Source organism: Niallia alba, assembly GCF_012933555.1.
Taxonomy (GTDB): Bacteria; Bacillota; Bacilli; order Bacillales; family Cytobacillaceae; genus Niallia; species Niallia alba.
On the sequence record NZ_JABBPK010000001.1, the window covers coordinates 1,079,309 to 1,104,833 of the forward strand.

The 25,525-nt window shown below is 40.1% G+C and carries 14 protein-coding genes, 15 tRNA genes and 3 rRNA genes; 28 read left to right on the forward strand and 4 right to left on the reverse strand.

Annotated features, from left to right (window positions below; genetic code table 11):
- Positions 1–27 precede the first annotated feature (27 nt).
- A complete protein-coding gene (locus tag HHU08_RS05380) occupies positions 28–1,113 on the reverse strand; it encodes an FUSC family protein (RefSeq protein WP_016202772.1) in 1,086 nt (361 codons plus the stop codon).
- Positions 1,114–1,439: 326 nt separating this feature from the next.
- Positions 1,440–2,744 (reverse strand): glutamate-1-semialdehyde 2,1-aminomutase, encoded by a 1,305-nt coding sequence (locus tag HHU08_RS05385; RefSeq protein ID WP_016202773.1) that lies wholly within the window; start codon positions 2,742–2,744, stop codon positions 1,440–1,442.
- A 198-nt stretch (positions 2,745–2,942) separates the two neighbouring features.
- On the opposite strand from HHU08_RS05385, the gene HHU08_RS05390 reads away from it, so the two are divergent.
- The 22 genes from HHU08_RS05390 (at position 2,943) to HHU08_RS05495 (ending at position 13,113) form a co-directional block, all read left to right on the forward strand.
- Entirely contained in the window at positions 2,943–3,347 is a 405-nt protein-coding gene (locus tag HHU08_RS05390; RefSeq protein ID WP_101729582.1) for an ion channel, read from the forward strand.
- A 69-nt stretch (positions 3,348–3,416) separates the two neighbouring features.
- Positions 3,417–3,887, forward strand: coding sequence for a thioredoxin-dependent thiol peroxidase (gene bcp, locus HHU08_RS05395; RefSeq protein ID WP_169187981.1), 471 nt, complete (start codon positions 3,417–3,419; stop codon positions 3,885–3,887).
- A 406-nt stretch (positions 3,888–4,293) separates the two neighbouring features.
- Positions 4,294–4,737 carry a peroxide-responsive transcriptional repressor PerR gene (gene perR, locus HHU08_RS05400; RefSeq protein WP_016202777.1) on the forward strand — a complete coding sequence of 148 codons (444 nt, stop codon included), beginning with the start codon at positions 4,294–4,296 and terminating at the stop codon, positions 4,735–4,737.
- A gap of 450 nt (positions 4,738–5,187) precedes the next feature.
- Positions 5,188–6,060 (forward strand): nucleotidyltransferase-like protein, encoded by an 873-nt coding sequence (locus HHU08_RS05405; RefSeq protein ID WP_016202778.1) that lies wholly within the window; start codon positions 5,188–5,190, stop codon positions 6,058–6,060.
- Between the two features lie 290 nt (positions 6,061–6,350).
- A 16S ribosomal RNA gene (locus tag HHU08_RS05410) occupies positions 6,351–7,900 on the forward strand.
- A gap of 478 nt (positions 7,901–8,378) precedes the next feature.
- Positions 8,379–11,316, forward strand: a 23S ribosomal RNA gene (locus HHU08_RS05415).
- 272 nt (positions 11,317–11,588) lie between these two features.
- Positions 11,589–11,705 (forward strand): 5S ribosomal RNA (gene rrf, locus HHU08_RS05420).
- Together the 16S, 23S and 5S rRNA genes with 15 tRNA genes alongside form the textbook arrangement of a ribosomal RNA operon.
- A 12-nt stretch (positions 11,706–11,717) precedes the next feature.
- Positions 11,718–11,792: transfer RNA gene (locus HHU08_RS05425), tRNA-Asn, on the forward strand.
- A 4-nt stretch (positions 11,793–11,796) separates the two neighbouring features.
- Positions 11,797–11,888: transfer RNA gene (locus HHU08_RS05430), tRNA-Ser, on the forward strand.
- 18 nt (positions 11,889–11,906) lie between these two features.
- Positions 11,907–11,981, forward strand: a tRNA-Glu gene (locus tag HHU08_RS05435).
- 19 nt (positions 11,982–12,000) lie between these two features.
- Positions 12,001–12,076 (forward strand) — tRNA-Val (locus tag HHU08_RS05440).
- Positions 12,077–12,086: 10 nt separating this feature from the next.
- Positions 12,087–12,160, forward strand: a tRNA-Met gene (locus tag HHU08_RS05445).
- 3 nt (positions 12,161–12,163) lie between these two features.
- Positions 12,164–12,240 (forward strand) — tRNA-Asp (locus tag HHU08_RS05450).
- Between the two features lie 29 nt (positions 12,241–12,269).
- A tRNA-Phe gene (locus tag HHU08_RS05455) sits at positions 12,270–12,342 on the forward strand.
- An 11-nt stretch (positions 12,343–12,353) separates the two neighbouring features.
- Positions 12,354–12,437: transfer RNA gene (locus HHU08_RS05460), tRNA-Tyr, on the forward strand.
- Positions 12,438–12,445: 8 nt separating this feature from the next.
- Positions 12,446–12,519 (forward strand) — tRNA-Trp (locus tag HHU08_RS05465).
- A gap of 18 nt (positions 12,520–12,537) precedes the next feature.
- Positions 12,538–12,613: transfer RNA gene (locus tag HHU08_RS05470), tRNA-His, on the forward strand.
- Between the two features lie 42 nt (positions 12,614–12,655).
- Positions 12,656–12,730 (forward strand) — tRNA-Gln (locus HHU08_RS05475).
- A 3-nt stretch (positions 12,731–12,733) separates the two neighbouring features.
- Positions 12,734–12,808, forward strand: a tRNA-Gly gene (locus tag HHU08_RS05480).
- Positions 12,809–12,817: 9 nt separating this feature from the next.
- Positions 12,818–12,891 (forward strand) — tRNA-Cys (locus tag HHU08_RS05485).
- A 31-nt stretch (positions 12,892–12,922) separates the two neighbouring features.
- Positions 12,923–13,008 (forward strand) — tRNA-Leu (locus tag HHU08_RS05490).
- A gap of 23 nt (positions 13,009–13,031) precedes the next feature.
- Positions 13,032–13,113: transfer RNA gene (locus HHU08_RS05495), tRNA-Leu, on the forward strand.
- A gap of 199 nt (positions 13,114–13,312) precedes the next feature.
- Here HHU08_RS05495 and HHU08_RS05500 read toward each other — a convergent pair.
- Positions 13,313–13,591, reverse strand: coding sequence for a CPCC family cysteine-rich protein (locus HHU08_RS05500; protein WP_016204114.1), 279 nt, complete (start codon positions 13,589–13,591; stop codon positions 13,313–13,315).
- Positions 13,592–14,306: 715 nt separating this feature from the next.
- Between HHU08_RS05500 and HHU08_RS05505 the strand changes: the two genes are divergently transcribed.
- The 5 genes from HHU08_RS05505 (at position 14,307) to HHU08_RS05525 (ending at position 23,555) form a co-directional block, all read left to right on the forward strand.
- Positions 14,307–15,386: a GntR family transcriptional regulator gene (locus HHU08_RS05505; RefSeq protein ID WP_169187982.1), complete on the forward strand. Its 1,080-nt coding sequence runs from the start codon at positions 14,307–14,309 to the stop codon at positions 15,384–15,386.
- A gap of 449 nt (positions 15,387–15,835) precedes the next feature.
- A complete protein-coding gene (locus HHU08_RS05510) occupies positions 15,836–19,879 on the forward strand; it encodes a carbohydrate-binding protein (RefSeq protein WP_169187983.1) in 4,044 nt (1,347 codons plus the stop codon).
- A gap of 234 nt (positions 19,880–20,113) precedes the next feature.
- The gene (locus HHU08_RS05515; RefSeq protein ID WP_169187984.1) at positions 20,114–21,511 is read left to right on the forward strand and encodes a M24 family metallopeptidase; all 1,398 of its coding nucleotides are present in this window, start codon (positions 20,114–20,116) and stop codon (positions 21,509–21,511) included.
- Between the two features lie 459 nt (positions 21,512–21,970).
- A complete protein-coding gene (locus HHU08_RS05520) occupies positions 21,971–23,086 on the forward strand; it encodes an IS4 family transposase (protein ID WP_169187985.1) in 1,116 nt (371 codons plus the stop codon).
- A gap of 184 nt (positions 23,087–23,270) precedes the next feature.
- Complete coding sequence (locus HHU08_RS05525) at positions 23,271–23,555, forward strand: hypothetical protein (protein WP_169187986.1); 285 nt, start codon at positions 23,271–23,273, stop codon at positions 23,553–23,555.
- Positions 23,556–24,162: 607 nt separating this feature from the next.
- Here HHU08_RS05525 and HHU08_RS05530 read toward each other — a convergent pair.
- Complete coding sequence (locus HHU08_RS05530; RefSeq protein WP_169187987.1) at positions 24,163–24,636, reverse strand: hypothetical protein; 474 nt, start codon at positions 24,634–24,636, stop codon at positions 24,163–24,165.
- Between the two features lie 119 nt (positions 24,637–24,755).
- Here HHU08_RS05530 and HHU08_RS05535 point away from each other — a divergent pair, with 119 nt between their 5' ends.
- Complete coding sequence (locus HHU08_RS05535; RefSeq protein ID WP_169187988.1) at positions 24,756–25,361, forward strand: CGNR zinc finger domain-containing protein; 606 nt, start codon at positions 24,756–24,758, stop codon at positions 25,359–25,361.
- Positions 25,362–25,525: the final 164 nt, after the last annotated feature.

Consider the following 25,525-nt stretch of genomic DNA (forward strand, 5'->3'; position numbering starts at 1 on the left):
AAACCCTGGGTGTCCAGAGTTTTTTTCTTATTCTTCAATCGTTACATCAGCCTCATGCTGATGATGCACTTGAATGGACGTAATTAATGTATCAAGATGCTCTACATTCTCGTCATATTCAATGATAGCAGAGACGATTTGCATCATATGGTATTGCTTCAATTCTTCTTCATTTTCATGCACCGTTAACTCTGTCTCTTTATAGTAATTCATTAATTCCTGAAACAGCATGTTACGGTCAAGAGAAATGCTGCCTTCTTCAAAAACAACATTTGGCTTTACTTTGCCAATAAATTTAAGCATAACATGTTCGTGATGATGAATCAGACAGTCGAGCTGTTGCTGGATGATATGCTGTAACTCTTCTGGCAAGCTCAATAGCTCATTTTCATAACGATGAATCTTTTTCAATGTTTGAAAAGATTTTTTCAATGTCGCAATCATTTGACGATAAATTACTAATTTCCTTGTTTTTAATAAGGTTGTCTTTTTGAAGTAATTTCGTTCTTCTTTATAGAGCGTATATAATTGATCTATTTTCATTAACCGATCAGACATTTTATCAATATCGTTCTTTAGTAGGCTGTGCTCAGAGGCATGTCTAATGTTCAAACGAATCCACTTCGTTATTTCCTCACTCATATCAGAAATATGATTGTACAATTTATTTTCATACTTAGGTGGTAGAAAAATCAGATTGACGGTCGATGCAGAAAGAATTCCTAGCATCACGGTGGAAAAACGGATTATCGCAAAGGTAATGAAATCATCTGTCGGTGACTCCATAATCGCGATTAGTGTTACCACGGATAACGTAATCGTTTTTTCTAAGTTTAATTTCAAGTTGATGGTAATAACAATGATTGCTGCAAGTCCGATGATAAAGACATTGTTTCCAAAGCTTAATACAAAGATGACTGCAATAATAGCGCCAATGATATTGCCTTGTACTTGTTCGATAATAGATAAATAAGATCGATAGACGGTTGGTTGTATGGCAAAAATGGCAGAAATTCCTGCGAAAACAGGAGTTGGTGCATTTAATAGTTGTGCTAAAAATAAAGCTAAAACGATGGCGATTCCTGTTTTCAGAATACGCGCTCCTAGTGTCATAAATAAGTGTTCCTTTCCTTTAATGTTACTAACATATTTTCTTATACCCCTTACTTTTTGCGAAAAACACGAAAAGTAAACACAATAATGTACTATACAGTGATTAGATGCTAACTTCAATAGACTAATGCCTGATTTTTTCTTTTTTCGATCGTTTTTAAAAAAATGGACATATTGTTGTTAAATTTGAAATGGATTTAAACTATATTAGTGGTGTAAAACGTTCTAATGGGTGGGGATTTCTGCTGCAAAAACAGTTGGTGGAATTTAGTTGGAGTTTCATTAAAAAAGGTCCAGTATTGTACTGAACCTTTTTTAACTACTAGTTAAAACTTATATTCTTCTTTAAGTGTTGCGAATGCTTGATCTACAGCGTGTAGGGTTGCTTCGATATCTTCTTCTGTGTGTGCGATAGTGATAAACCATGCTTCGTATTTGGATGGTGCTAGCATGATTCCTTGTTCTACTAATAGTTTAAAGAAGCGGCCGAACATTTCGCCATCTGTGTTTTCTGCTTGTTTGTAGTTGGATACTTTTTCGGTTGTAAAGTATACAGTAAGTGCTCCCTTTAAGCGGTTGATAGTAATGGGAACATTGTATTGTGTTGCTGCTTCTAGTATTCCTTTTTCCAACAGTGCACCTAATTTGTCTAGATAATCATATACGCCTTCTTGCTTTAATACTTCTAGACAAGCAATTCCTGCTTGGATGGATGCTGGGTTTCCGGCATGTGTTCCTGCTTGATAAGCTGGACCAATTGGTGCCACTTGATCCATGATTTCTCTTTTGCCGCCATATGCACCGATTGGAAGACCGCCGCCAATCACTTTTCCTAATGCTGTTAAATCAGGCTGAACACCAAGTAAGTCTTGTGCTCCCCCGTAAGTAAAGCGGAAAGCGGTGATCACTTCATCATAAATAACAAGTGCACCTGCTTTATGTGTTAGGTCATTGATTCCTTGCAAAAAGCCTTCCACTGGTTCCACGATACCGAAGTTACCAACGATTGGCTCTACTAGAACAGCTGCAACCTGATCGCCCCATTTATCTAATGCTTCTTTATAGGCATCTAAATCATTGAAAGGAACAGTGATGACATCTGCTGCAATGACTGCTGGCACACCGGCAGAATCTGGAGTACCAAGTGTAGAAGGGCCAGATCCAGCTGCAACTAATACAGGATCAGAGTGACCATGGTAACAGCCAGCAAATTTAATGACTTTATTTCTACCAGTGTAAGCACGAGCGACGCGAATCGTTGTCATAACAGCTTCTGTTCCGGAATTCATAAAACGGATTTTTTCCAGAGAAGGAATTGCCTCCTGAAGCATTTTCGCAAATGTGACTTCATGCGGTGTTGGTGTACCAAATAATAGTCCAGTTTCGGCTGCACGCGTTACTGCTTTTGTAATATGTGGGTGAGCATGTCCTGTAACAATCGGACCATATGCAGCTAAATAATCGATATATTGATTTCCGTCGACATCAAAGAAGTAAGCTCCTTGCCCTCTTTCCATAACAACCGGTGAGCCGCCGCCAACAGCTTTGTAAGAGCGAGAAGGACTGTTGACTCCTCCAACAATAATATCTAAAGCTTCTTCATGTAAACGTTCTGAATTGGTATGTAACATATAAACCTCCTATAAATCGTATCATTCTATAAAAATACCTTCCCTCATTTTAGCACTTTTTGAAAGAAGATAAAGGGAAACAGCTTTTTCGTCCACTTCCAATAGAGGAAATGGATAAACGAATAAATACACAAGACAAGCATAGATATTAATGATGGAGCCATTAAATACTTTGCAAGGAAGTAAGGGGGTAAGGAAATGTTTTATGTCTTATTAGCACTCATTCTATTTTTTATTGCGATGAGCTTAAAAACACTGTTTGTTCCTTACCGCAGAAAAGAAAAATGGGTATCGTTTGAAAATTTTATGTATCTAATTTTTGTCTATATCACCATTATGATAGGCTTTGGATTAATCTATACGTTATTCCAAATGAACGGAATTCCTGTTTATAATGATGGACAGGCGCCATCTTTGAACTATGATTTTTTTCATACTTTACATACTAGTATATATTTTAGCGGAGTGACCTTATTCTCTGTAGGCTTTGGCGATTTAATGCCGATCGGGATGGGAAGAATGGTTGTATTAGTGGAGGCGTTAATCGGTTATACGATTCCAGCCGCCTTTGTGGCACGGGCGGTATTTGATATGAACAACTAGTAAATCCCTTTTCTTGATTCATGGCAGCAAATTAGGTAGGCTTGTATAAAAAGGAAAAGGCGGGATACGATGTCTATTCATATTGGAGAAACAGTTCCAGACTTTGAACTAGAAGCAAATAATGGTGAAAAAATAAAACTTTCCGATTTTCGCGGAAAGAATGTTGTCTTATACTTTTATCCGAAAGATATGACACCTGGATGTACAACAGAAGCATGTGATTTTCGCGATAACCACGAAGCTTTCAAAGGATTTAATACAGTAGTACTAGGAGTAAGCCCAGATCCGATTTCAAGACACCAGAAGTTTATTGAAAAACATGAGCTGCCATTCCCGTTATTATCCGACGAAAATCATGAAGTAGCCGAAAGCTTTGACGTCTGGAAGTTAAAAAAGAACTTCGGAAAAGAGTATATGGGAATTGAAAGATCGACCTTCTTGATTGACAAAGAAGGGAAGCTTGCTCAAGAATGGAAGAAAGTAAAAGTAGCTGGCCATGTAGATGAAATCAAACAAGCATTAGAAAAAATCGAAGCCTAATTTTTATGGTAGGGACTTTTGTCCACTCATTAAAAGGGGAGGAGCATATTGTATAGTGAGCATATACCTCCTCATATATATGTCGGTGGCCAACGAACAGTTCGTTGGTCTTTTTTTTGTAAGTGAATCTTATAGGAGTCACTCCTATAAAGAGAAGAAATGGATAAATATTCTGGTGAAAGTTATTGTTTTATAAGCATATAATGAAAGTAGATTATCAATAACATTCAATAATTCACTCTTATCTAATAGTAGGTATTGTTAAATAATCATTATTGTGTTTTCAGATTGTTCATACATCTATAAAACCGCGTTATTACAGTAACTGTATTGACAAAACCCTCCTATTATTAGTACACTATTTATAAACATTATAAAATAAGAATATCTTTTAGAAATGGGGTGCATGTCCGTGGAACATAATGAGTTGCAAGAAGCTCTTGATAAGCTGAAAGAAACAGGAGTGCGCATTACCCCGCAGCGTCATGCGATACTTGAATATTTAATAAGCTCAATGTCACATCCGACTGCCGATGAAATTTATAAAGCACTTGAAGGTAAATTTCCGAATATGAGTGTAGCCACTGTTTATAATAATTTAAGAGTTTTTCGTGAAGTAAATTTAGTAAAGGAACTGACATATGGAGATTCTTCCAGCCGGTTTGATTTCATTACTTCTCACCATTATCATATTATCTGTAAAGAGTGTGGCAAAATAGTTGATTTCCATTATCCAGGACTTGATGAGGTCGAGCAATTTGCTAGCCATGTTTCAGGATTCAAAATCAGCCACCACCGTCTGGAAATTTACGGTACTTGTCCTGATTGTGCTCAAAAAGAAGCGCACTAATGTAGAAAATAGAAGAGGTTGTCTTTTAAGTCTCGCTTTTGTAGGAAATATACGAAGCGTTTCTTTAAAAGATATCCTCTTTTTTCTGTTCATTAGTTAGGCTGTTTTCTAAAATGAATAAGTTGGAAAAAAAGAGCAGCTGGAATACACCTAGAAGCCACGAGGATTAGCGAGACAGTCTGAGACCCTGGAAGGCTCAGCGCGAGCCCTAAGGAAAGCGAAGCGTATTTCGGCTGCGGGTTATAGCAACATACTTTACGAAAACAGTCATTGTTTAAAATTATGCTCGGATAATAGTTGGATGATTTCAGCCAAAAAAAGTAATTCTATTTTTAAACAAGTTGTAGTAAGATTTCATGTATGCCATGGAAATAGGGCAGGATTTTAAGAGAAAATGTCGAAAACAATACGAAACGAATAAAATTTATTCATGGAGATGGAGGAATAACGATGGAAGATATTCTTCGTCCTATATATCAAGAAAGAGCTAGCCAGACAAATACATTGGGCGTATTAATCATTGATAAAAAACAAAATGAAATGACCGTGACAGATACTTTTGATACAGTGATGCTTATTATTGTGAAAGAAGCAGAGCAACCTGTTTTTATAAAGCACTATACATATGCGGAAAAGAAAGCAGCATTACATATTGTCACAGAAAAACAATTAAGAAGCTGGATCTTATTAGGAAATAATAAAAGAATCTTTGAATGGATATACAATGGGAGAGTTGTTTTTGATCGTAATGAATTTATTTATGAACTCAAAAATGAATTAAAAGAATTTCCCATCAATGAAAGAAAACAAAAAATGGCGCTAGAATTCGCGAAGCTTATTAAACGATATATGGATGGGAAAGCGTTCTTTGAAAATAAACATTATTTGGACGCGTATAACGATATTGTTCATTCCTTACACCATTTAGCTCGTTTAGCTGTTATTGAAAATGGATTCCATCCAGAAGTAACGGTATGGAGCCAAGTAAAACAAATGGAGCCAGAAATCTATAAATTATATGTAGAGTTAGTTAATAGTGATGAGCCGATTGAAAAAAGGCTCGAGCTTTTATTCTTAGCAAGTGAATTTTTAATTCATTCGAGAATGAGAACAAGCACAAGCTATATTCTCGATATATTAAAAGAGAAGGAAGCTTGGACATTTAATGAGCTTTTAGAAAAAGAAGCGTTACTTATCTTTTCGGTTGATTTAGGAATGCTAATAGAATATTTGATTGATAAACATCTAATAGAAGTAGTGAATATCTCAACGAAAAGCCCAGGGGTTTATCACCGATGTTATCGAGTTTTAGAAAAAAAATAAAAAAGTTTTGGGAAAAGTGTTGACCATTATTGAAGAATAATGTTATATTAATATCCGTCGCTGAAACAACACAAAACGTTGAAGTAAACGACGGAAAAGATTTTTGGAAAAGCTATTGACATCGAATGTTGATAGATGGTATATTAGGAAAGTCGCTTCTTAAGTGGCTAACTAAATTGCTCTTTGAAAACTGAACAAACAAACGTCAACAATAATCGTTTTATAATGAATGTTATAAAACAAAAACAAGTAAACAAAAGCTAGAGTTTAGCAATGAGCTAATCAACTCTTTATTGGAGAGTTTGATCCTGGCTCAGGACGAACGCTGGCGGCGTGCCTAATACATGCAAGTCGAGCGGACTTTAAAAGCTTGCTTTTGAAGTTAGCGGCGGACGGGTGAGTAACACGTGGGCAACCTGCCTGTAAGACTGGGATAACTTCGGGAAACCGGAGCTAATACCGGATAATCCTTTTCCTCTCATGAGGAAAAGCTGAAAGACGGCATCTCGCTGTCACTTACAGATGGGCCCGCGGCGCATTAGCTAGTTGGTGAGGTAACGGCTCACCAAGGCAACGATGCGTAGCCGACCTGAGAGGGTGATCGGCCACACTGGGACTGAGACACGGCCCAGACTCCTACGGGAGGCAGCAGTAGGGAATCTTCCGCAATGGACGAAAGTCTGACGGAGCAACGCCGCGTGAGTGATGAAGGTTTTCGGATCGTAAAGCTCTGTTGTTAGGGAAGAACAAGTACAAGAGTAACTGCTTGTACCTTGACGGTACCTAACCAGAAAGCCACGGCTAACTACGTGCCAGCAGCCGCGGTAATACGTAGGTGGCAAGCGTTGTCCGGAATTATTGGGCGTAAAGCGCGCGCAGGCGGTCCTTTAAGTCTGATGTGAAAGCCCACGGCTCAACCGTGGAGGGTCATTGGAAACTGGGGGACTTGAGTGCAGAAGAGAAGAGTGGAATTCCACGTGTAGCGGTGAAATGCGTAGAGATGTGGAGGAACACCAGTGGCGAAGGCGACTCTTTGGTCTGTAACTGACGCTGAGGCGCGAAAGCGTGGGGAGCAAACAGGATTAGATACCCTGGTAGTCCACGCCGTAAACGATGAGTGCTAAGTGTTAGAGGGTTTCCGCCCTTTAGTGCTGCAGCAAACGCATTAAGCACTCCGCCTGGGGAGTACGGCCGCAAGGCTGAAACTCAAAGGAATTGACGGGGGCCCGCACAAGCGGTGGAGCATGTGGTTTAATTCGAAGCAACGCGAAGAACCTTACCAGGTCTTGACATCCTCTGACACTCCTAGAGATAGGACGTTCCCCTTCGGGGGACAGAGTGACAGGTGGTGCATGGTTGTCGTCAGCTCGTGTCGTGAGATGTTGGGTTAAGTCCCGCAACGAGCGCAACCCTTGATCTTAGTTGCCAGCATTAAGTTGGGCACTCTAAGGTGACTGCCGGTGACAAACCGGAGGAAGGTGGGGATGACGTCAAATCATCATGCCCCTTATGACCTGGGCTACACACGTGCTACAATGGATGGTACAAAGGGCAGCAAAACCGCGAGGTCGAGCAAATCCCATAAAACCATTCTCAGTTCGGATTGTAGGCTGCAACTCGCCTACATGAAGCTGGAATCGCTAGTAATCGCGGATCAGCATGCCGCGGTGAATACGTTCCCGGGCCTTGTACACACCGCCCGTCACACCACGAGAGTTTGTAACACCCGAAGTCGGTGGGGTAACCTTTTTGGAGCCAGCCGCCTAAGGTGGGATAGATGATTGGGGTGAAGTCGTAACAAGGTAGCCGTATCGGAAGGTGCGGCTGGATCACCTCCTTTCTAAGGAAAATGGAATTTACATTCCATCATAGATTGTTGACGATTTGTTGTTCAGTTTTGAGGGAGCAATTAATTCCTCAAAACAGTAAGAAGTTTGAGGGTAAAGAGAAACGAGTAGATCAAGGAAGCGCCTGAGTGAGCACCGGAGCGTACAACAGTACGTGAGGAGCAGAACGAAGAAGCTGACGAAGAGATGCGAAGTTTATCTTTAGCCGAAATTGTTCCTTGAAAACTAGATTATGAATAGTAAAAACAAGAAAGAAACCGAGTAATCGCCATCTTAGATTCTCTATGTTAGAGAATTATTTCTTTGAAAAGTAATCGTATTAAACGAATACCTATTCAAAGAATGGAGGGTAAAGAGAAACGAGCAGGTCAAGGAAGCGACGGAGCGAGCACCGGAGCGTACGACAGTACGTGAGGAGCAGAGTGAAGAAGCTGACGAAGAGATGTGAAGTTTATCTTTAGCCGACAACTAAGTTAAGTTAGAAAGGGCGCACGGTGGATGCCTTGGCACTAGGAGCCGATGAAGGACGGGATTAACACCGATATGCTTTGGGGAGCTGTAAGTAAGCTTTGATCCAGAGATTTCCGAATGGGGGAACCCTCTATCCGTAATGGGATAGAATCTTTACCTGAATACATAGGGTACTGAAGGCAGACCCGGGGAACTGAAACATCTAAGTACCCGGAGGAAGAGAAAGCAAACGCGATTCCCTGAGTAGCGGCGAGCGAAACGGGATTAGCCCAAACCAAGAGGCTTGCCTCTTGGGGTTGTAGGACACTCTATATGGAGTTACAAAGGAACGGGGTAGACGAATCGATCTGGAAAGGTCAGTCGTAGAAGGTAAAAACCCTGTAGTCGAAACTTCGTTCCCTCTTGAGTGTATCCTGAGTACGGCGGGACACGAGAAATCCCGTCGGAAGCAGGGAGGACCATCTCCCAAGGCTAAATACTCCCTAGTGACCGATAGTGAACCAGTACCGTGAGGGAAAGGTGAAAAGCACCCCGGAAGGGGAGTGAAATAGATCCTGAAACCGTGTGCCTACAAGTAGTTAGAGCCCTTTTATGGGTGATAGCGTGCCTTTTGTAGAATGAACCGGCGAGTTACGATTACATGCGAGGTTAAGTTGAAGAGACGGAGCCGCAGCGAAAGCGAGTCTGAATAGGGCGAAATAGTATGTGGTTGTAGACCCGAAACCAGGTGATCTACCCATGTCCAGGGTGAAGTCCAGGTAACACTGGATGGAGGCCCGAACCCACGCACGTTGAAAAGTGCGGGGATGAGGTGTGGGTAGCGGAGAAATTCCAATCGAACTTGGAGATAGCTGGTTCTCTCCGAAATAGCTTTAGGGCTAGCCTCAAGATTGAGAGTATTGGAGGTAGAGCACTGTTTGGACTAGGGGCCCCCATCGGGTTACCGAATTCAGACAAACTCCGAATGCCAAATACTTATTCTTGGGAGTCAGACTACGAGTGATAAGATCCGTGGTCAAGAGGGAAACAGCCCAGACCACCAGCTAAGGTCCCAAAGTATACGTTAAGTGGAAAAGGATGTGGAGTTGCTTAGACAACCAGGATGTTGGCTTAGAAGCAGCCACCATTTAAAGAGTGCGTAATAGCTCACTGGTCGAGTGACTCTGCGCCGAAAATGTACCGGGGCTAAACGTATCACCGAAGCTGTGGATTGACATCTATGATGTCAGTGGTAGGAGAGCGTTCTAAGGGCGTTGAAGCTAGACCGTAAGGACTGGTGGAGCGCTTAGAAGTGAGAATGCCGGTATGAGTAGCGAAAGATGAGTGAGAATCTCATCCACCGAATGCCTAAGGTTTCCTGAGGAAGGCTCGTCCGCTCAGGGTTAGTCGGGACCTAAGCCGAGGCTGAAAAGCGTAGGCGATGGACAACAGGTTGATATTCCTGTACCACCTTTAAATCATTTGAGCAATGGGGGGACGCAGGAGGATAGGGTAAGCGTGCTGTTGGATTAGCACGTCCAAGCAGTTAGGCCGGTAATGAGGCAAATCCCATTACCATATGGCGGAGCTGTGACGGCGAGGGAAATATAGTACCGAAGTTCCTGATTCCACACTGCCAAGAAAAGCCTCTAGCGAGATTTATGGTGCCCGTACCGCAAACCGACACAGGTAGGCGAGGAGAGAATCCTAAGGTGAGCGAGAGAACTCTCGTTAAGGAACTCGGCAAAATGACCCCGTAACTTCGGGAGAAGGGGTGCTCTTTTGGGTGTTAAAGCCCGAGAGAGCCGCAGTGAATAGGCCCAGGCGACTGTTTAGCAAAAACACAGGTCTCTGCGAAGCCGCAAGGCGAAGTATAGGGGCTGACACCTGCCCGGTGCTGGAAGGTTAAGAGGAGGGGTTAGCACGTGTAGTGCGAAGCTCTGAATTGAAGCCCCAGTAAACGGCGGCCGTAACTATAACGGTCCTAAGGTAGCGAAATTCCTTGTCGGGTAAGTTCCGACCCGCACGAAAGGTGTAACGATCTGGGCACTGTCTCAACGAGAGACTCGGTGAAATTATAGTACCTGTGAAGATGCAGGTTACCCGCGACAGGACGGAAAGACCCCGTGGAGCTTTACTGCAGCCTGATATTGAATTTTGGTACAGCTTGTACAGGATAGGTAGGAGCCTTGGAAGCCGGAGCGCCAGCTTCGGTGGAGGCATTGGTGGGATACTACCCTGGCTGTATTGACATTCTAACCCGCACCCCTGATCGGGGTGGGAGACAGTGTCAGGTGGGCAGTTTGACTGGGGCGGTCGCCTCCTAAAAAGTAACGGAGGCGCCCAAAGGTTCCCTCAGAATGGTTGGAAATCATTCGTAGAGTGTAAAGGCACAAGGGAGCTTGACTGCGAGACCTACAAGTCGAGCAGGGACGAAAGTCGGGCTTAGTGATCCGGTGGTTCCGCATGGAAGGGCCATCGCTCAACGGATAAAAGCTACCCCGGGGATAACAGGCTTATCTCCCCCAAGAGTCCACATCGACGGGGAGGTTTGGCACCTCGATGTCGGCTCATCGCATCCTGGGGCTGTAGTCGGTCCCAAGGGTTGGGCTGTTCGCCCATTAAAGCGGTACGCGAGCTGGGTTCAGAACGTCGTGAGACAGTTCGGTCCCTATCCGTCGTGGGCGTAGGAAATTTGAGAGGAGCTGTCCTTAGTACGAGAGGACCGGGATGGACGCACCGCTGGTGTACCAGTTGTCTTGCCAAAGGCATCGCTGGGTAGCTATGTGCGGAAGGGATAAGTGCTGAAAGCATCTAAGCATGAAGCCCCCCTCAAGATGAGATTTCCCATAGCGTAAGCTAGTAAGATCCCTGAAAGATGATCAGGTTGATAGGTCAGAGGTGGAAGCGTGGCGACATGTGGAGCTGACTGATACTAATAGATCGAGGACTTAACTAAAATGAAAAGCGGAAACGCCTGTTTATCGACGTACAAACTGGAGGAGCATCGACTGAGATAAAGGAAACACGATGAACGTAAGTGAATCGATGTTGACTTATCGTAGGGAGATGATCGGAAGTTTGATAGGCGATAGGCGTTGGAGCTGGACAAAATGATTACTCATTTCTTTCTTTTTACTTCATAATCTAGTTTTCAGGGAATAATTTTTTAAAAATTACACTTGAAAAAATCTCAAAAACATGTATAATAAAATATGTCTTGAGAAAAAGTCTGGTGGCGATAGCGAGAAGGTCACACCCGTTCCCATACCGAACACGGAAGTTAAGCTTCTCAGCGCCGATGGTAGTTGGGGGTTCTCCCCCTGTGAGAGTAGGACGTCGCCAGGCATACCATATTATTCCGCAGTAGCTCAGTGGTAGAGCATTCGGCTGTTAACCGAACGGTCGTAGGTTCGAGTCCTACCTGCGGAGCCATATTGGAGAGCTGTCCGAGTGGCCGAAGGAGCACGATTGGAAATCGTGTAGGCGGGTAACCCTGTCTCAAGGGTTCAAATCCCTTGCTCTCCGCCATTATAACTTTTCAAATATGGCCCATTGGTCAAGCGGTTAAGACACCGCCCTTTCACGGCGGTAACACGGGTTCGAATCCCGTATGGGTCACCAATACATATATTATATTTATGGAGGATTAGCTCAGCTGGGAGAGCATCTGCCTTACAAGCAGAGGGTCGGCGGTTCGATCCCGTCATCCTCCACCATTAATATTATCGCGGGGTGGAGCAGTCTGGTAGCTCGTCGGGCTCATAACCCGAAGGTCGCAGGTTCAAATCCTGTCCCCGCAATCTGGTCCGGTAGTTCAGTTGGTTAGAATGCCTGCCTGTCACGCAGGAGGTCGCGGGTTCGAGTCCCGTCCGGACCGCCATTTTTTAAAAATAAATAGCATTAAGTAATGGCTCAGTAGCTCAGTCGGTAGAGCAAAGGACTGAAAATCCTTGTGTCGGCGGTTCGATTCCGTCCTGAGCCACCTTTTATGTCGGAGTGGTAGCGAAGTGGCTAAACGCGGCGGACTGTAAATCCGCTCCTTCGGGTTCGGCGGTTCGAATCCGTCCCCCTCCACCATTCAATACAGGGGTATAGTTTAAAGGTAGAACGAAGGTCTCCAAAACCTTTGGTGTGGGTTCGATTCCTACTACCCCTGCCAATTTTAATAATTATTATGGCGGATATGGCGAAGTGGTTAACGCATCGGATTGTGGCTCCGACACTCGTGGGTTCGATTCCCATTATTCGCCCCATTTTTTTGACACTTTTTTTATTTTATTGCATATAAATAGTATTGGGCTATAGCCAAGCGGTAAGGCAACGGACTTTGACTCCGTCACTCGTTGGTTCGAATCCAGCTAGCCCAGCCATTTGCGGAAGTAGTTCAGTGGTAGAACACCACCTTGCCAAGGTGGGGGTCGCGGGTTCGAATCCCGTCTTCCGCTCCAATATATTATGGCGGCATAGCCAAGTGGTAAGGCAGAGGTCTGCAAAACCTTTACCACCGGTTCGAATCCGGTTGCCGCCTCCATAATGCTTATTAAGTTTCCTAATTATATTACGCCGGGGTGGCGGAACTGGCAGACGCACAGGACTTAAAATCCTGCGGTAGGTGACTACCGTACCGGTTCGATTCCGGTCCTCGGCATTACCAAAAAAACTTATAAGCGCGCCGGTGTGGCGGAATTGGCAGACGCGCACGACTCAAAATCGTGTTCCTTCTGGAGTGTCGGTTCGACCCCGACCACCGGTATCGAAATAGGCGGGATAAAGCCTATAGGATCAAGAGATCTCACAAATTGGAGATCTCTTTTTTGCACACCCCGAATACGATTAGTATGGCAAAAATCGTGTTCATAGTGGGTGTGATATGATAAGAAAAAAGTGAGAATGAGAACAAGCAGGTTCAACTCTTTTGGCCAATTTGTTCAATAAGAGAAGAGCCAACATAATTAATTATCATCTAAGGGTTTAAAACTGCTATCTCTCTCAAATCTTGATGCAGCAGAAATATTTCTCTCATCCAACAATTTTTTTGAACAAATGCCAATTTCTCTAAAGTTCCTTTGGGCTTCTTTTAAGGATTCTTCATTTGCTCCACCAGCAAAATCTGGTTCAAGAGTTTGCAATCCATCATCTTCCCACCTACATACAACACATATCTCCCATGAGTTAAGTTCTGTCAAAGTTTTATATCCGCAACAAGGACATGTATATAGCTCCGCTTTCATATTTCACCTCATCGTCATTATTTCTTTAAACATTATGCTAAATTATGCAATATTATTGATTAAATAGTTTAAGGACCTTAAAGTTATGTAAAACACATCTACAATCTCCTTAAATTTCTTATTAAACTAACCTTCCCTTTAGTAACCTTAATAAAGGAACTTCTCAACCATTTGTAATATATCTTACTCTTCAAGAATATGAGGATTTTCAACAAATAAGCCTAATACGTATCCACAATTCGAGCAGTAGTAGAAAGATATTGGTGACGAATGACTTCTTGGATTATTGTTAGAAAACATATGGACTACTGTGTTAGCTGACCGAATAATCCCTTTTGTTATTTGATTGCTATTGCATTTAGGACAATCTTTCTCTTCTATCTCTCCGTCACTCCTGTTTATGAATATATCATTTATATATATCTACGTGTAACAGGGGATTTGGTCTCAAAGTCATAGAGAGGTAGCATGAGGGGACTTAGAGAATGTCTTCTTAATTCTCCTCATGATAGTTAACTAGGAGCCTATTATACCTAATTACTTGTATCTATTAATACAAAAGCTGATAAACTTTGCTTTTAGTGCTGTCTTTTTTGCAAACCTCCACTTGCTACCCAAAAATAAGCTCTTTCATTCTTTTCATTTATCTTTCACACCAAACTTAGTATATTAAATATATATTATCCAATAGATATACACAAAAAAGCCCTGGAGGATGAGTACAATCAAAAACGAACCATTATATCAGCAAATTCAAAGCAAAATAATAGAGCGAATAAAGGAAGGGAAATGGAGAGTAGGAGATAGAGTTCCCTCTGAAAAAGAATTAATGGATGAATTCCATGTTAGCCAGATTACTACCAAGAATGCATTAGCTGGTTTAGCGGATAAAGGAATTGTGGAGCGGATTAAGGGGAAGGGGACTTTTGTTATTGAAAGTAGTTTAATAGGTTCAATGGGGCAGAATCAAACTTCAAGAGGGTTGATTGGTTTAATTATTCCAACGATGAAGACGAAGGTGGAACAGGATTTTGTCAATTTTCTTGAACAATATGTGACGGAGCTAGGGTATAACTTAGTCATTAAGATATCTAGAGAATCGCAAGTTAAAGAAGCAGAGGCTATTCAGACGTTTCGTGTCATAGGTGTGGACGGGATTATTATTTTTCCTGCAGAAAAGGAAATGTATAATGAAGCTGTTCTTCGGCTTACGCTAGACAAGTTTCCGCTTGTATTGATTGATCGATATATGAAGAATATTTCTACATATAGTGTAAGTTCCGAAAATACGCAAGGAGCGTTTGAGGCCGTTTCTTATCTGTTGAATAAAGGGCATGAACAGATTGCGCTTATCTCTCCATTAATAACAAATACGGTGACGGAAGAACGTGCAAAAGGATTTGAACAAGCTTTTTTAAGAAAAGACATTACAATCGATAAAAACCTTTGGCTAACGTTACCATTTGATAAAATATCCGTTCATGAAACGCCTGTGATGATTAAACAATTTTTAATGGAAAATCCTCAGTTGGCTTGCCTGTTTACGATGAATGCGGAGTTGGCACAGTATGCTCATCGTGCTATTGTAGAAGTCCAAAAAGAGTCTTTACGTCCAATAGAGTTAGTCACATTTGATTCCCCTGGAATAGAAGGCATCACTTATGTGCAACAAGATATTCAGCAATGCAGCAAGCAAGCTGTGAAATTATTAATGCAACAAATAGCTGGCGAATATAATCCAAAGCGAATTTATATACCAGTAAATTTAGTGATTGCTACAGACAAGGAAAAATAAAGTGAGAAAGAGGATGCTACCTATTAATGGTAGCTATTTTTTTGCTCTAACATAATTTTCGTCCTGCCTTTTCCTCTATAATAAATGCCTTTTTTTTCTATTAAGTAGGACTTTTAAATCAAAATAATATAAAAGGTATAATATATACTAAGTTTAGTATATGTTTGCGAAGTGAGATAATATAAGATATTTGTAAGCGCTTTTAATAATCGCAATACAACATGTTTAGATTGAGTTTAATAGTTTTCCTTTCTTCTAAGATTTTTACTAGAATACTGGTATTCAGGGTGTACTAATCAAGTTATGGCTGATCTGGTATACCCTTTTTATATAAATAGTTGTTCAACAAATATGAGGAGGGGATTATCCTGAAAAAGTTAGTAAAAGTCTTACTGTGTGTTAGTTTATGGCTTTCTTTACCGTATGCAGCATTCGCATATAGTAACCCAATGGATTTACCAGAATCTTGGACATGGGATAGTGGGGAGTATTATGGGGAAGGAGACCCGTATATTCTAAAGTACAATGGTATTTATTATCTTTATGTTAGTACAGTAGATGATAAAAGTGGTGTGAAGGCGTGGACATCGGAAGATTTAGTGAATTGGACATATGCTGGTCTTGTTACAGAAGAACCTACTACGAAGGCTGCATATGCACCGGAAGTTGTTTACTGGAATGGCGATTTCTATATGTATACATCTCCAGGTGGCAATGGGCATTATGTCTATAAAAGTTCAAGTCCTCTAGGTCCGTTTAAAAAACAAACAGATAACCTTGGGATGGGTATTGATGGACATGTATTTATTGATGATGATGGAAAGTGGTATTTTTATAGTACTGGAGCAAACAGAATAGATGCTCGGACTATGCCATCGCCAACTGAATTTGGAAAAGCAACAGATACTGGTGCTAAGATGAATGGCTGGACTGAAGGGGCAACGGTACTGAAAAGACAAGGCAAATACTATATGACTTATACAGGAAACCATATTTGGAATAAAGCATACCGTATTGACTATGGAGTAAGTGATTCTCCTGATGTTGGTTTTACAACCAATAAAGAGCAAAATCCTCTCTTATTAAATACAGAAGGAGAAAATGTAGGATTAGGGCATAACACAGTTGTCCGAGGGCCAGACCTTGATTCCGACTATATCGTGTATCATAGTCATGCAAACCCTGGGCGTAATATAAACTTTGATCGAATAGCATGGAATGGGGATAAAATGCTAGTGTTGGGGCCAACAACCTCTGAGCAATCAGATCCTGCTTTACCGGATTTTAGTGATCGATTTGATCGAAAAGACATCGGAAAGAATTGGAAAAGTGTAAATGGAGGGAAATGGGGAATAACCAACAGCAGTCCTAATTGGCTTGAACAGAAGACTTTAGGCAAAAAAACATGGTATAGACAAGTGAGTAAGGCATCTACAGAGAAGGAATATACAGTAGAATTCAATATGAAAATGGTAGAAAAGGGGAAAAGCGAAAATCCGCGAATTGGTGTGGTTTTCTCCTATAAAGATGAAAAAAATTACGGGACAGCTGTCTTAAGTCCAGAGCATAATCGACTGGAAACAAATTTTGTTGTTAATGGTGTTGAACAAGGTTGGGAGTACGCAAATCTACCAGAAGGGTATGATTACAAAAACCTACATCAAATTAGAGTAGAAAAGTCAGAAGCTACGTTTAGAATCTTTGTCGATGACATGCAAAAGCAAACACGTGAAGTTCGAAATCTTGGTGCTGGTAGCATCGGTTACACTACATCAGATGTACACGGAGCATTTGGCTATACAGCATATAGTAATAAGGTAGATGGAAGTAATATCTTTGATGCATACAAGCCTTTACCAGGGAAAATTGAGGCTGTTCATTACAATGCCGGTGGTGAAGGTGTTGGGTATTATGATAAAACAAAGAAAAAAGAGGTTAATCCTTATCGCCAAGACAAGGTAGATATTGCTGAGCAATCAGACGGTAGTTATTATATTGAATCAAATGAAAAAGGGGAATGGCTGAAATACAATGTAAATATTGCAAAAGAAGGCTTATATAATCTAGATTTACGAGTCGGAGAATCTTCTAAAGATGCTAAGGTAAGAATCTTGTTAGATGGAAAGACGGATATAACTGGGGATGTAAGTATTCCGCAGTCAAATGATTGGAGAACCTTCTCTATCGAAAAGCTTAAATTACCAAAAGGAAAGCATACACTTACCATTGAAGTGAAAAAAGGTTCGTTTGATTTTGCAAGCTTTAAAGTACAAGGGTATAAAGCAGTTGACAGCTTGTCTGATGACTTTAATGATGGAGATGCAGACGGATGGGACGAAGTGGAGGGTACATGGAAAGTAGGTCCTTTTGAAGAGGTTAATATTGATTTTGATGAATATAAACAGGTTCCTGGAGTAATAAATGCAGCTTATTACAATACTGGTGGTGAAGGGGTCGCCTATCATGATACGACGACCGAAAACATTGGGGGAGTATTCAGAAGAGATTCAGTAGATATTCGAACCAATCCAGAAGGCGGCGGATATGCTGTTGGGTGGAATCAGACTGGTGAATGGCTTAAGTATAATGTAAATGTTCAAGAAGCTGGTGAATACAATCTTAAGCTTTATATGGCGACAACTTTCACAACTGCAAAGGCACGCCTCTGGTTAGATGATGAAATAGATTTGACCGGCGTATTTGATGTCCCGTCTACTGGAGGTTGGAACAATTGGACACCAGTAATTAAAAATGGAATTACTTTGCCTGAGGGAAATCATACGTTGAAATTAGAATTTGTAGAAGGGGAATTCGATTTTACTAAAATGGAATTCACATCATTTGATATTCATCAACCATTACCAGGGCTCATTGAAGCGGAAGACTATAATGTCGGTGGCCAAAATGTAGCTTATTATGATAGCACGGAAGGCAACACTGGGGAACAATACCGTAACGATGATGTCGACATTCGCAAAATATCTGAAGGGGATTATGCAGTTAGCTGGATTCAAACTGGAGAATGGTTAAAGTATGATGTAAATATTTTAGAAGAGGGAAGCTATGGACTTGATTTACTCGTATCAACTGTAAGTGATGGAGCGAAAGTGAAGGTTCTATTAGATGATGAGATAGATTTAACTGGGGAAATTGATTTGCCGAAAACAGGCAGCATAGATACTTGGAAGAATGTATCCTTACCAAATATAACCTTACCAGCAGGTAAACATACGTTAAAAGTGGTTGCTGTAGAGGGTGGCTTTGATCTTTCGAAGTTTATGTTCCAGCAATTTGATAAGTATAAGCAGCTTCCAGGTAAAATAATGGCGGCAGATTATATTACTGGTGGAGAAGGTGTAGCGTATCACGATAACACAATCGAGAATATTGGTGGAGAGTATCGACAGGATGCAGTAGATATTCGTGTTAACCCTGAAGGTGGTTACAATGTTGGTTGGAACCAAGCAGGAGAATGGTTAAAGTATAATGTCGATATCGCAGAAGCCGGTACCTATGATTTAGCAATAAGAGTAGCGACAACGTTTAAAGATAGTCAAATCCGATTATGGCTTGATGATTCGCTTGATTTAACAGGGGTTATTGATGTCCCTAGTACTGGCGACTGGAATAATTGGGAAAATGTTATTAAAGAAGATGTTTCCTTACCAGCTGGACAACATACCATTAAAGTGGAAATTGTAAAAGGCGAATTTGATTTTTATCAATTTGAATTCTTAGAGGAAATAGAAGGAACAGAGCCAGAAATAATTGGTGAGTACAATGCGAGTAGTGCCACATTTGCAAAATCAGTTATCGGTGAAAAAGAGTGGAAAGACTACATCGTTGAAGCCGATGTTAAAGTTGCTGAAGGAGCTGGAGATGGAGGAGTTATTTTTAGAGTAAACAATCCTGCAAATGGAATCGAGCTTAGTCAAAATAATGCTGATTTTATGCAAGGATATGTTGCTTATATAAATGAAGAAGGAGTCCACCTTGGAAAGCAAAATTATAATTGGGAGTATCTTGATGGTGCCTCTATCAAAGAACCTTCATCTACTTGGCATCATATGAAAATTGAAGTGAGTGGAACAACGATTAAAGTATTTGTGGATGATATGAAGACACCAAAAATTAATTATACGGACAAGAGTAGTACTGCCTTTACACAGGGGAAAGTAGGAGTAAGGTCCAATTATAATAATACAAAGTTTGATAATTTCTCTGTTAGATCAAACAAAGCCGATCACACGTCTATTCAAGCATTATTGGATAAGTATAAGGACTCAGGGGAACTAAAGCATAGTCTTTATAAAAGCTTAAGCAATAAACTGAAGCAATCGAAACAACATCTAGACAAAGGGAGAGAAGACCAAGCAGCTAAATTTCTCCGTGATATGATCAAGCTGATTAATAACGACAAAAATAAGGAATTACCTGCTGATAAAAAAGAAATCTTGAAGGCAGATTTAGAAAAATTGATCGAACAATTGTGATAGAGGATATTGGTGTCAGGTACCGTAAAAAGACAGTTGTCTTTTTATGGTGCCTGACACTATTTTAAAATCACTTTATAATATAGTCCATCTTGTTTTACAATTGACCTAAGGCTGTACTCTTATATAACAACCAATTCCAATTAATAAACTAGCAATTGGAAAGGTGAAAAAAGGAAGAAACCACTATTGCAGCTATCTTATAGCTGGACTAATAATAAAGGAGACTCATCCATGAATTACGATGAAAAAATAATACTTAAAAAGGTTCAATTACCATATACATTTAACGATGTTGAACCAGTATACCTAACTGAAGCAACGATGGAACAAAGAGCGAAAAAAGTACTGGACCTAATGAAAGAAGATAATTTCGATTCTCTAGTTATTTATGCTGATAAAGAACATGGAAGTAATTTTGAATACTTAACTGGTTTTATTCCTAGATTTGAAGAAGGGCTGTTCGTACTAAAGAAAACAGGACAAGCATCTTTTATTCTCGGCAATGAAAACTTAAAAATGTCAAAATATGCACGCCTTCAAGGAGAACTTTATCACTATCCACTATTTTCATTACCAAATCAACCTATGGAAAATGAGAAAAGTCTGGATTCCATCTTATGTGATATAGATTTTTCAAATGATAAAAAAATTGGGCTTATTGGCTGGAAAATGTTTACCTCTACTCAATATGATAATTCAGCAATATTTGATATCCCTCATTTTATTGTTGAGGCTGTTCGTAACATATGTACTATAGAAGCAGAAATTGTAAATGCAGCTTATTTATTTATTGGTGGCGGTAAGGGTGCACGAACGATTAATAATGCGAACGAGATTGCTCACTATGAGTACGGAGCCAACCTGTCTTCAACTAGTATGCTTAAAGCTATGAATGCTGTTGAAATCGGTGTGAAAGAAAGCTATCTTGGTAATTTGCTAAATGCTGAAGGTCAGACAAATAATGTAGTTACAATTGCTGCAACTGGTGTAAGATTTGAAAAGGCAAATTTATATCCCACTAGTAAGCAACTAAAATTAGGAGATACTCTTTCTCTTACTACCGGTTACAAAGGAGGATTATCCAGTCGAGCTGGATTCGTGGTTGAAAGTGCGGAACAACTGCCTGATAATCAACGTGATTATCTTGAGAAGGTAGCAATTCCTTACTTTAAGACGGTGGTTTTTTGGCTAGAGAATATTCGCATTGGAATGTACGGTGGCGAGTTTTACAAAATGATTGAGGAAGTATATCCAAAAGAAAAGTATCATTGGCATTTGAATCCTGGGCATCTTGTTGCAGATGAAGAATGGATGTCCTCGCCAATTTATCCAAGTTCAAAAGAGACTCTAAAAAGCGGGATGGTGTTTCAAATAGATATAATCCCATCTATAACTGGTTATGGGGGAGTAAGTGCAGAAGAGTGTATAGCGTTGGCAGATGAGGAGCTTAGAAACCAGATTAATAATGAATATCCACATTTATGGGGACGAATCGAAAAGCGAAGATATTATATACAGCATGAGTTAGGAATTAATCTACCGGAACACGTTATCCCACTTTCCAATTTGGTGGCTTATCTTCGACCGTTCTTTTTAAATAAATCAGCTACATTAACATGTGTTAAATAGTAAACAATGATGAACAATATATTAATAGTAGATAATTTAAGGAATGATAAAATTATGTTACTTTAAAAAAGTAAAAAAAAAAGTGGCTTTTCATCGCGAGCGAGGGATATGTCTTGGGAGATAAAGAAGACTGAATGAGCTTCTAAATGTTTCTTTTATCAATTATTAGTAAATACATATTAAACTATCGGGTGTTTTTCTTAAATGAGGAAGCTCCTTTCTTATGTTGCTATAGGGCAGGATGCTAGTAATAATAGAAAAATTTTGCTTATGGAAGAAAAAAGGCAAGTTAGAATCAGTGTTATTTATTATACAATATCACTAGTGTTGCATTAATTTAAATTCACTATTAAAAATACTCAAAATGTTCAATATTATTATTTTGCGCAAAGAAAAAGTCCTTTATAATGGATTAGTCAGGTGGTAACCCGTCCAAATCCACTAAAAAAGGACCATCACATGGACAAGATTACACGAAAAACTTCATTTGGACAATGGTTTTCACCTATAAATCTTCAATTATTTGAAGAAAACGTGAAAACGATGAAATTAGATTACTATACGAAAAAATTAACGACAGAGTCATTTCTAAAATTACTACTTTTTGCGCAGCTACAAGAAATTGAAAGTCTGCATGCGCTGGGTGATTGTCTTTTCGATGACCAGCTTCAAAAAGGGATAGACCTTGATTCTATTAGTATTTCTCAGTTGTCACGGCGGTTAAACGGCATAAACCCTGATCTATTTCAAAGGCTTTTCCTTGATTTAGTGTCACAAATTCATGCCAAAACGCATTACACGAAACTCGTGATGCCGTTAAAAATCATTGATTCAAGCACATTGCCACTTAATTTGACCAATCATAAATGGGCTAAATTCCGCAAAACAAAAGCAGGTGTAAAGTTACATTTGCGCCTTGTGTTTATGGAAAAGGGTATATCCTATCCTGAAAAGGCCGTTATGACAACGGCAAAAGAACATGACCGTGGTCAGCTTGAAATCATGGTGGATGACAAGGAATGCATGTATGTGTTTGACCGTGGTTATCTAGACTACGAGCGCTTTGATCGCATGACTGATGATGGCTACTTCTTTCTTTCACGGCTACGCAAAAATGCAGTCATACGGAACGTTTACGATTTTAAGCTACCCAAGGATACAGCTGTTTTATCAGACCAAATGGTGTTGATAGGTACGACTCAAAACCGTGCTGAAAATTACTTTCGGCTTCTAAAAGTGATGGACTCAAAAGGAAATGAACTTCATTTAATTACAAATCGTTTTGATTTAAGCGCCGAAGAAATTTCAGAAATGTATAAATCACGGTGGGCAATTGAGCTGTTTTTTAAATGGATCAAACAACATCTCAGCATCAAAAAGTTCTACGGTCAAAGCGAATGGGCGATTCAAAATCAAGTATTTATCGCACTAATTGTTTTTTGCCTACATGTTCTCGTGCAAATCGAGACCAGAAGCAAGCGAAAAACCTTACAGATTAGCCGTTATCTAAGGGCTGCATTGTGGAAACCAGCGAATGTTTGGCTTCGAAAGATTGAAGGAAAAGCCATCCCTTAAATATGCAAATTGTCGTCGTTGCAAAAGTCTAATTGTAAATAAATTTCCAAATGGATGGGGCCACCTTTGATTGGGTATTTACTTTTTTGCCTCTAAACAGGGAAGGTGAGTAAACTGAAAATTATGACACTATTTATGCAACACTAGTGATACAATATAAATAAAAATATATGGAGGTATAGTTATGTGGATAATATTTGGGGTTATTGCAATAGTAACAACTTTTATTAATCTTTATATGTATAAAGCAGGAAAGGATTATAAGCTTGCTATGGCGGTGGGATTATCATTTACAGCTTTAACTCTTTGTGCAGAATACAGTCTTGTATCGTCGTGGGTAGAAGTGGAAGATTGGGCAGCTTTAATGGATGTAGTACCTGGTATGGAAAGAGCATTATGGTTTTTGACAATTGTTTCTATCTTCCTAAATATAGCTCCTATACTTTTAGAACTAAAAGATAAGAAATAGAAATTAGGCAATGCAATTAAGAAAAAAATAAAGAGAATAAGACATAACTAAATAGATACGCTGTAAAGACGAACAATTTCTAATCTAGCTAGTAAATAGCGGCTGCTTTCGTATACTTTTTACAAGAGGAAACATAATTATTGGGGAAAACAGAGCAGCCGGAATACACGAAGACGCCACGGGGATTAGCGAGACAGCCTGAAACCCTGCAGGCGAAGCCGAAGCGGCTCAGCGCGAGCCCCACGGAAAGCGAAGTGTATGCCGGCTGTGGGGAATCGCACTAAACTTCATGGAAACATCCTTTAAAAAACAAATAAAAAAACCAAACATACGGAACTTTCATTAGCATCTTCATATCATTGTTCGGATTTACCCTTGGCTGGAATACTTATGTCCCAGTCTCTGTCTCTTTGGAAAACAAGGTAGACACGTGCAAAACGCACGAATTTGTAAAACAATTCAATTAAATTAACGAGTGTGATCGTTGCATAGGATTCGGAGTTAAATAACAAAAAAATTCTCCAATATTAATACAGTATTCTTTGTAAGAAAAATAACTCAAATCTGAAAGCTCCAAGGAGTGATTCCTTGGAGCTTTATTAGTAACTTATGTTTGGTTTGGGACTTTGATCGATTTGATCATTTGTCGTATTGATCCGAGATGGTAGGCAGAGTGAGCGAGCGCCCCCAACAAACCATTCGATGTCTGTTCATCTAAAGAGTCAAGTGAATCAATCCTTTTTAACAGTATTGTGTATTCTTGTTGAAGTTCGTCAGTAAATTGAGCCCATGTGATTTTATCAACGGTTGTGATTTTCCATGATGCTCCCCAGTCCTTACTGGGTTCTTCCCCATTTAAGTAGGAATTCGCAACCCATAAATAATAGCGGGTATGATCTGTTTGTGCGGCGATTGTTGTACCATTGATAGGTATTGAAGCATCTTCTGCCGATATCTTTTCAAGTGTTCCGAATAAACCACTACCAGGTTTCGCTTCTGTGTACCAGCTTGCGTTTTCTTTAGGCCCATCATATGTTTCTTTCAACAATGTTCTAACAGCTACCAACATCGGATTGTCCATCTTAGTACCTCCTGAATTAGTGTTTAACCATCAAAACTGCTTTTGATGGTTAAATTATAACTGAGTTGATTATAACCGTCAATATGCATTATGATGGTTATAGTAAAGGAGCTTTGATTATGTCGGAAATGAACGCTTATATGATGGTCGGAGAACGTTTGTGTATGGATTTTATCAATACTGTTAGTTGGCGAGAAAGTACGGAGAAAAGGCGGGATTGGTTTACTAGTTACGCCAAATTGGTCGACTGGTGCATCCATGCTGAAGTCTTGACCGAACAACAAGCTAAAGCCCTTCTTTTAAAGGCGCAGGAGAAACAGTCTGAAGCTGGAGAAGTTCTAAAACAGTCTATCGAAATGCGGGAGGTCATGTATCGAATCTTCAAGTCCATTTCAAAGGGGACATCGCCACATCCGCTAGACCTAAAAAGTTTCAATGATTTTGTAAGCCACTTCTATCAAACTTTGCTTGTAATCCAAGAAAAGGATCATTACACGTTGAAGTTCATGTATAACGAGGAAAACTTGGACACTATGCTCCCTCCAATTTTACAATCTGCTGTTGATTTACTCGTTTCTAAAAACGACCTGGAACGAGTCAAACAATGTGAGGGAGACTCTTGTGGATGGTTATTCTTTGATACGAGTCGGAACCGGAGCCGACGTTGGTGTTCAATGGCCGATTGCGGTAACCGAGCTAAAGCACGGCGGTTTTACCAAAAATAAAAGTGATTAGATACTGTTTTTGTGGATTGTATACCTACTAAATTATATCGTACCACTACCGTAAAGAAGGATAATATTTAATTTTTGAAAAAAGCTGTTGATTATTCAAAATCAGCAGCTTTTGTTTTTAAAAGGGATATTCAACAATATTTTATAAAATTTTC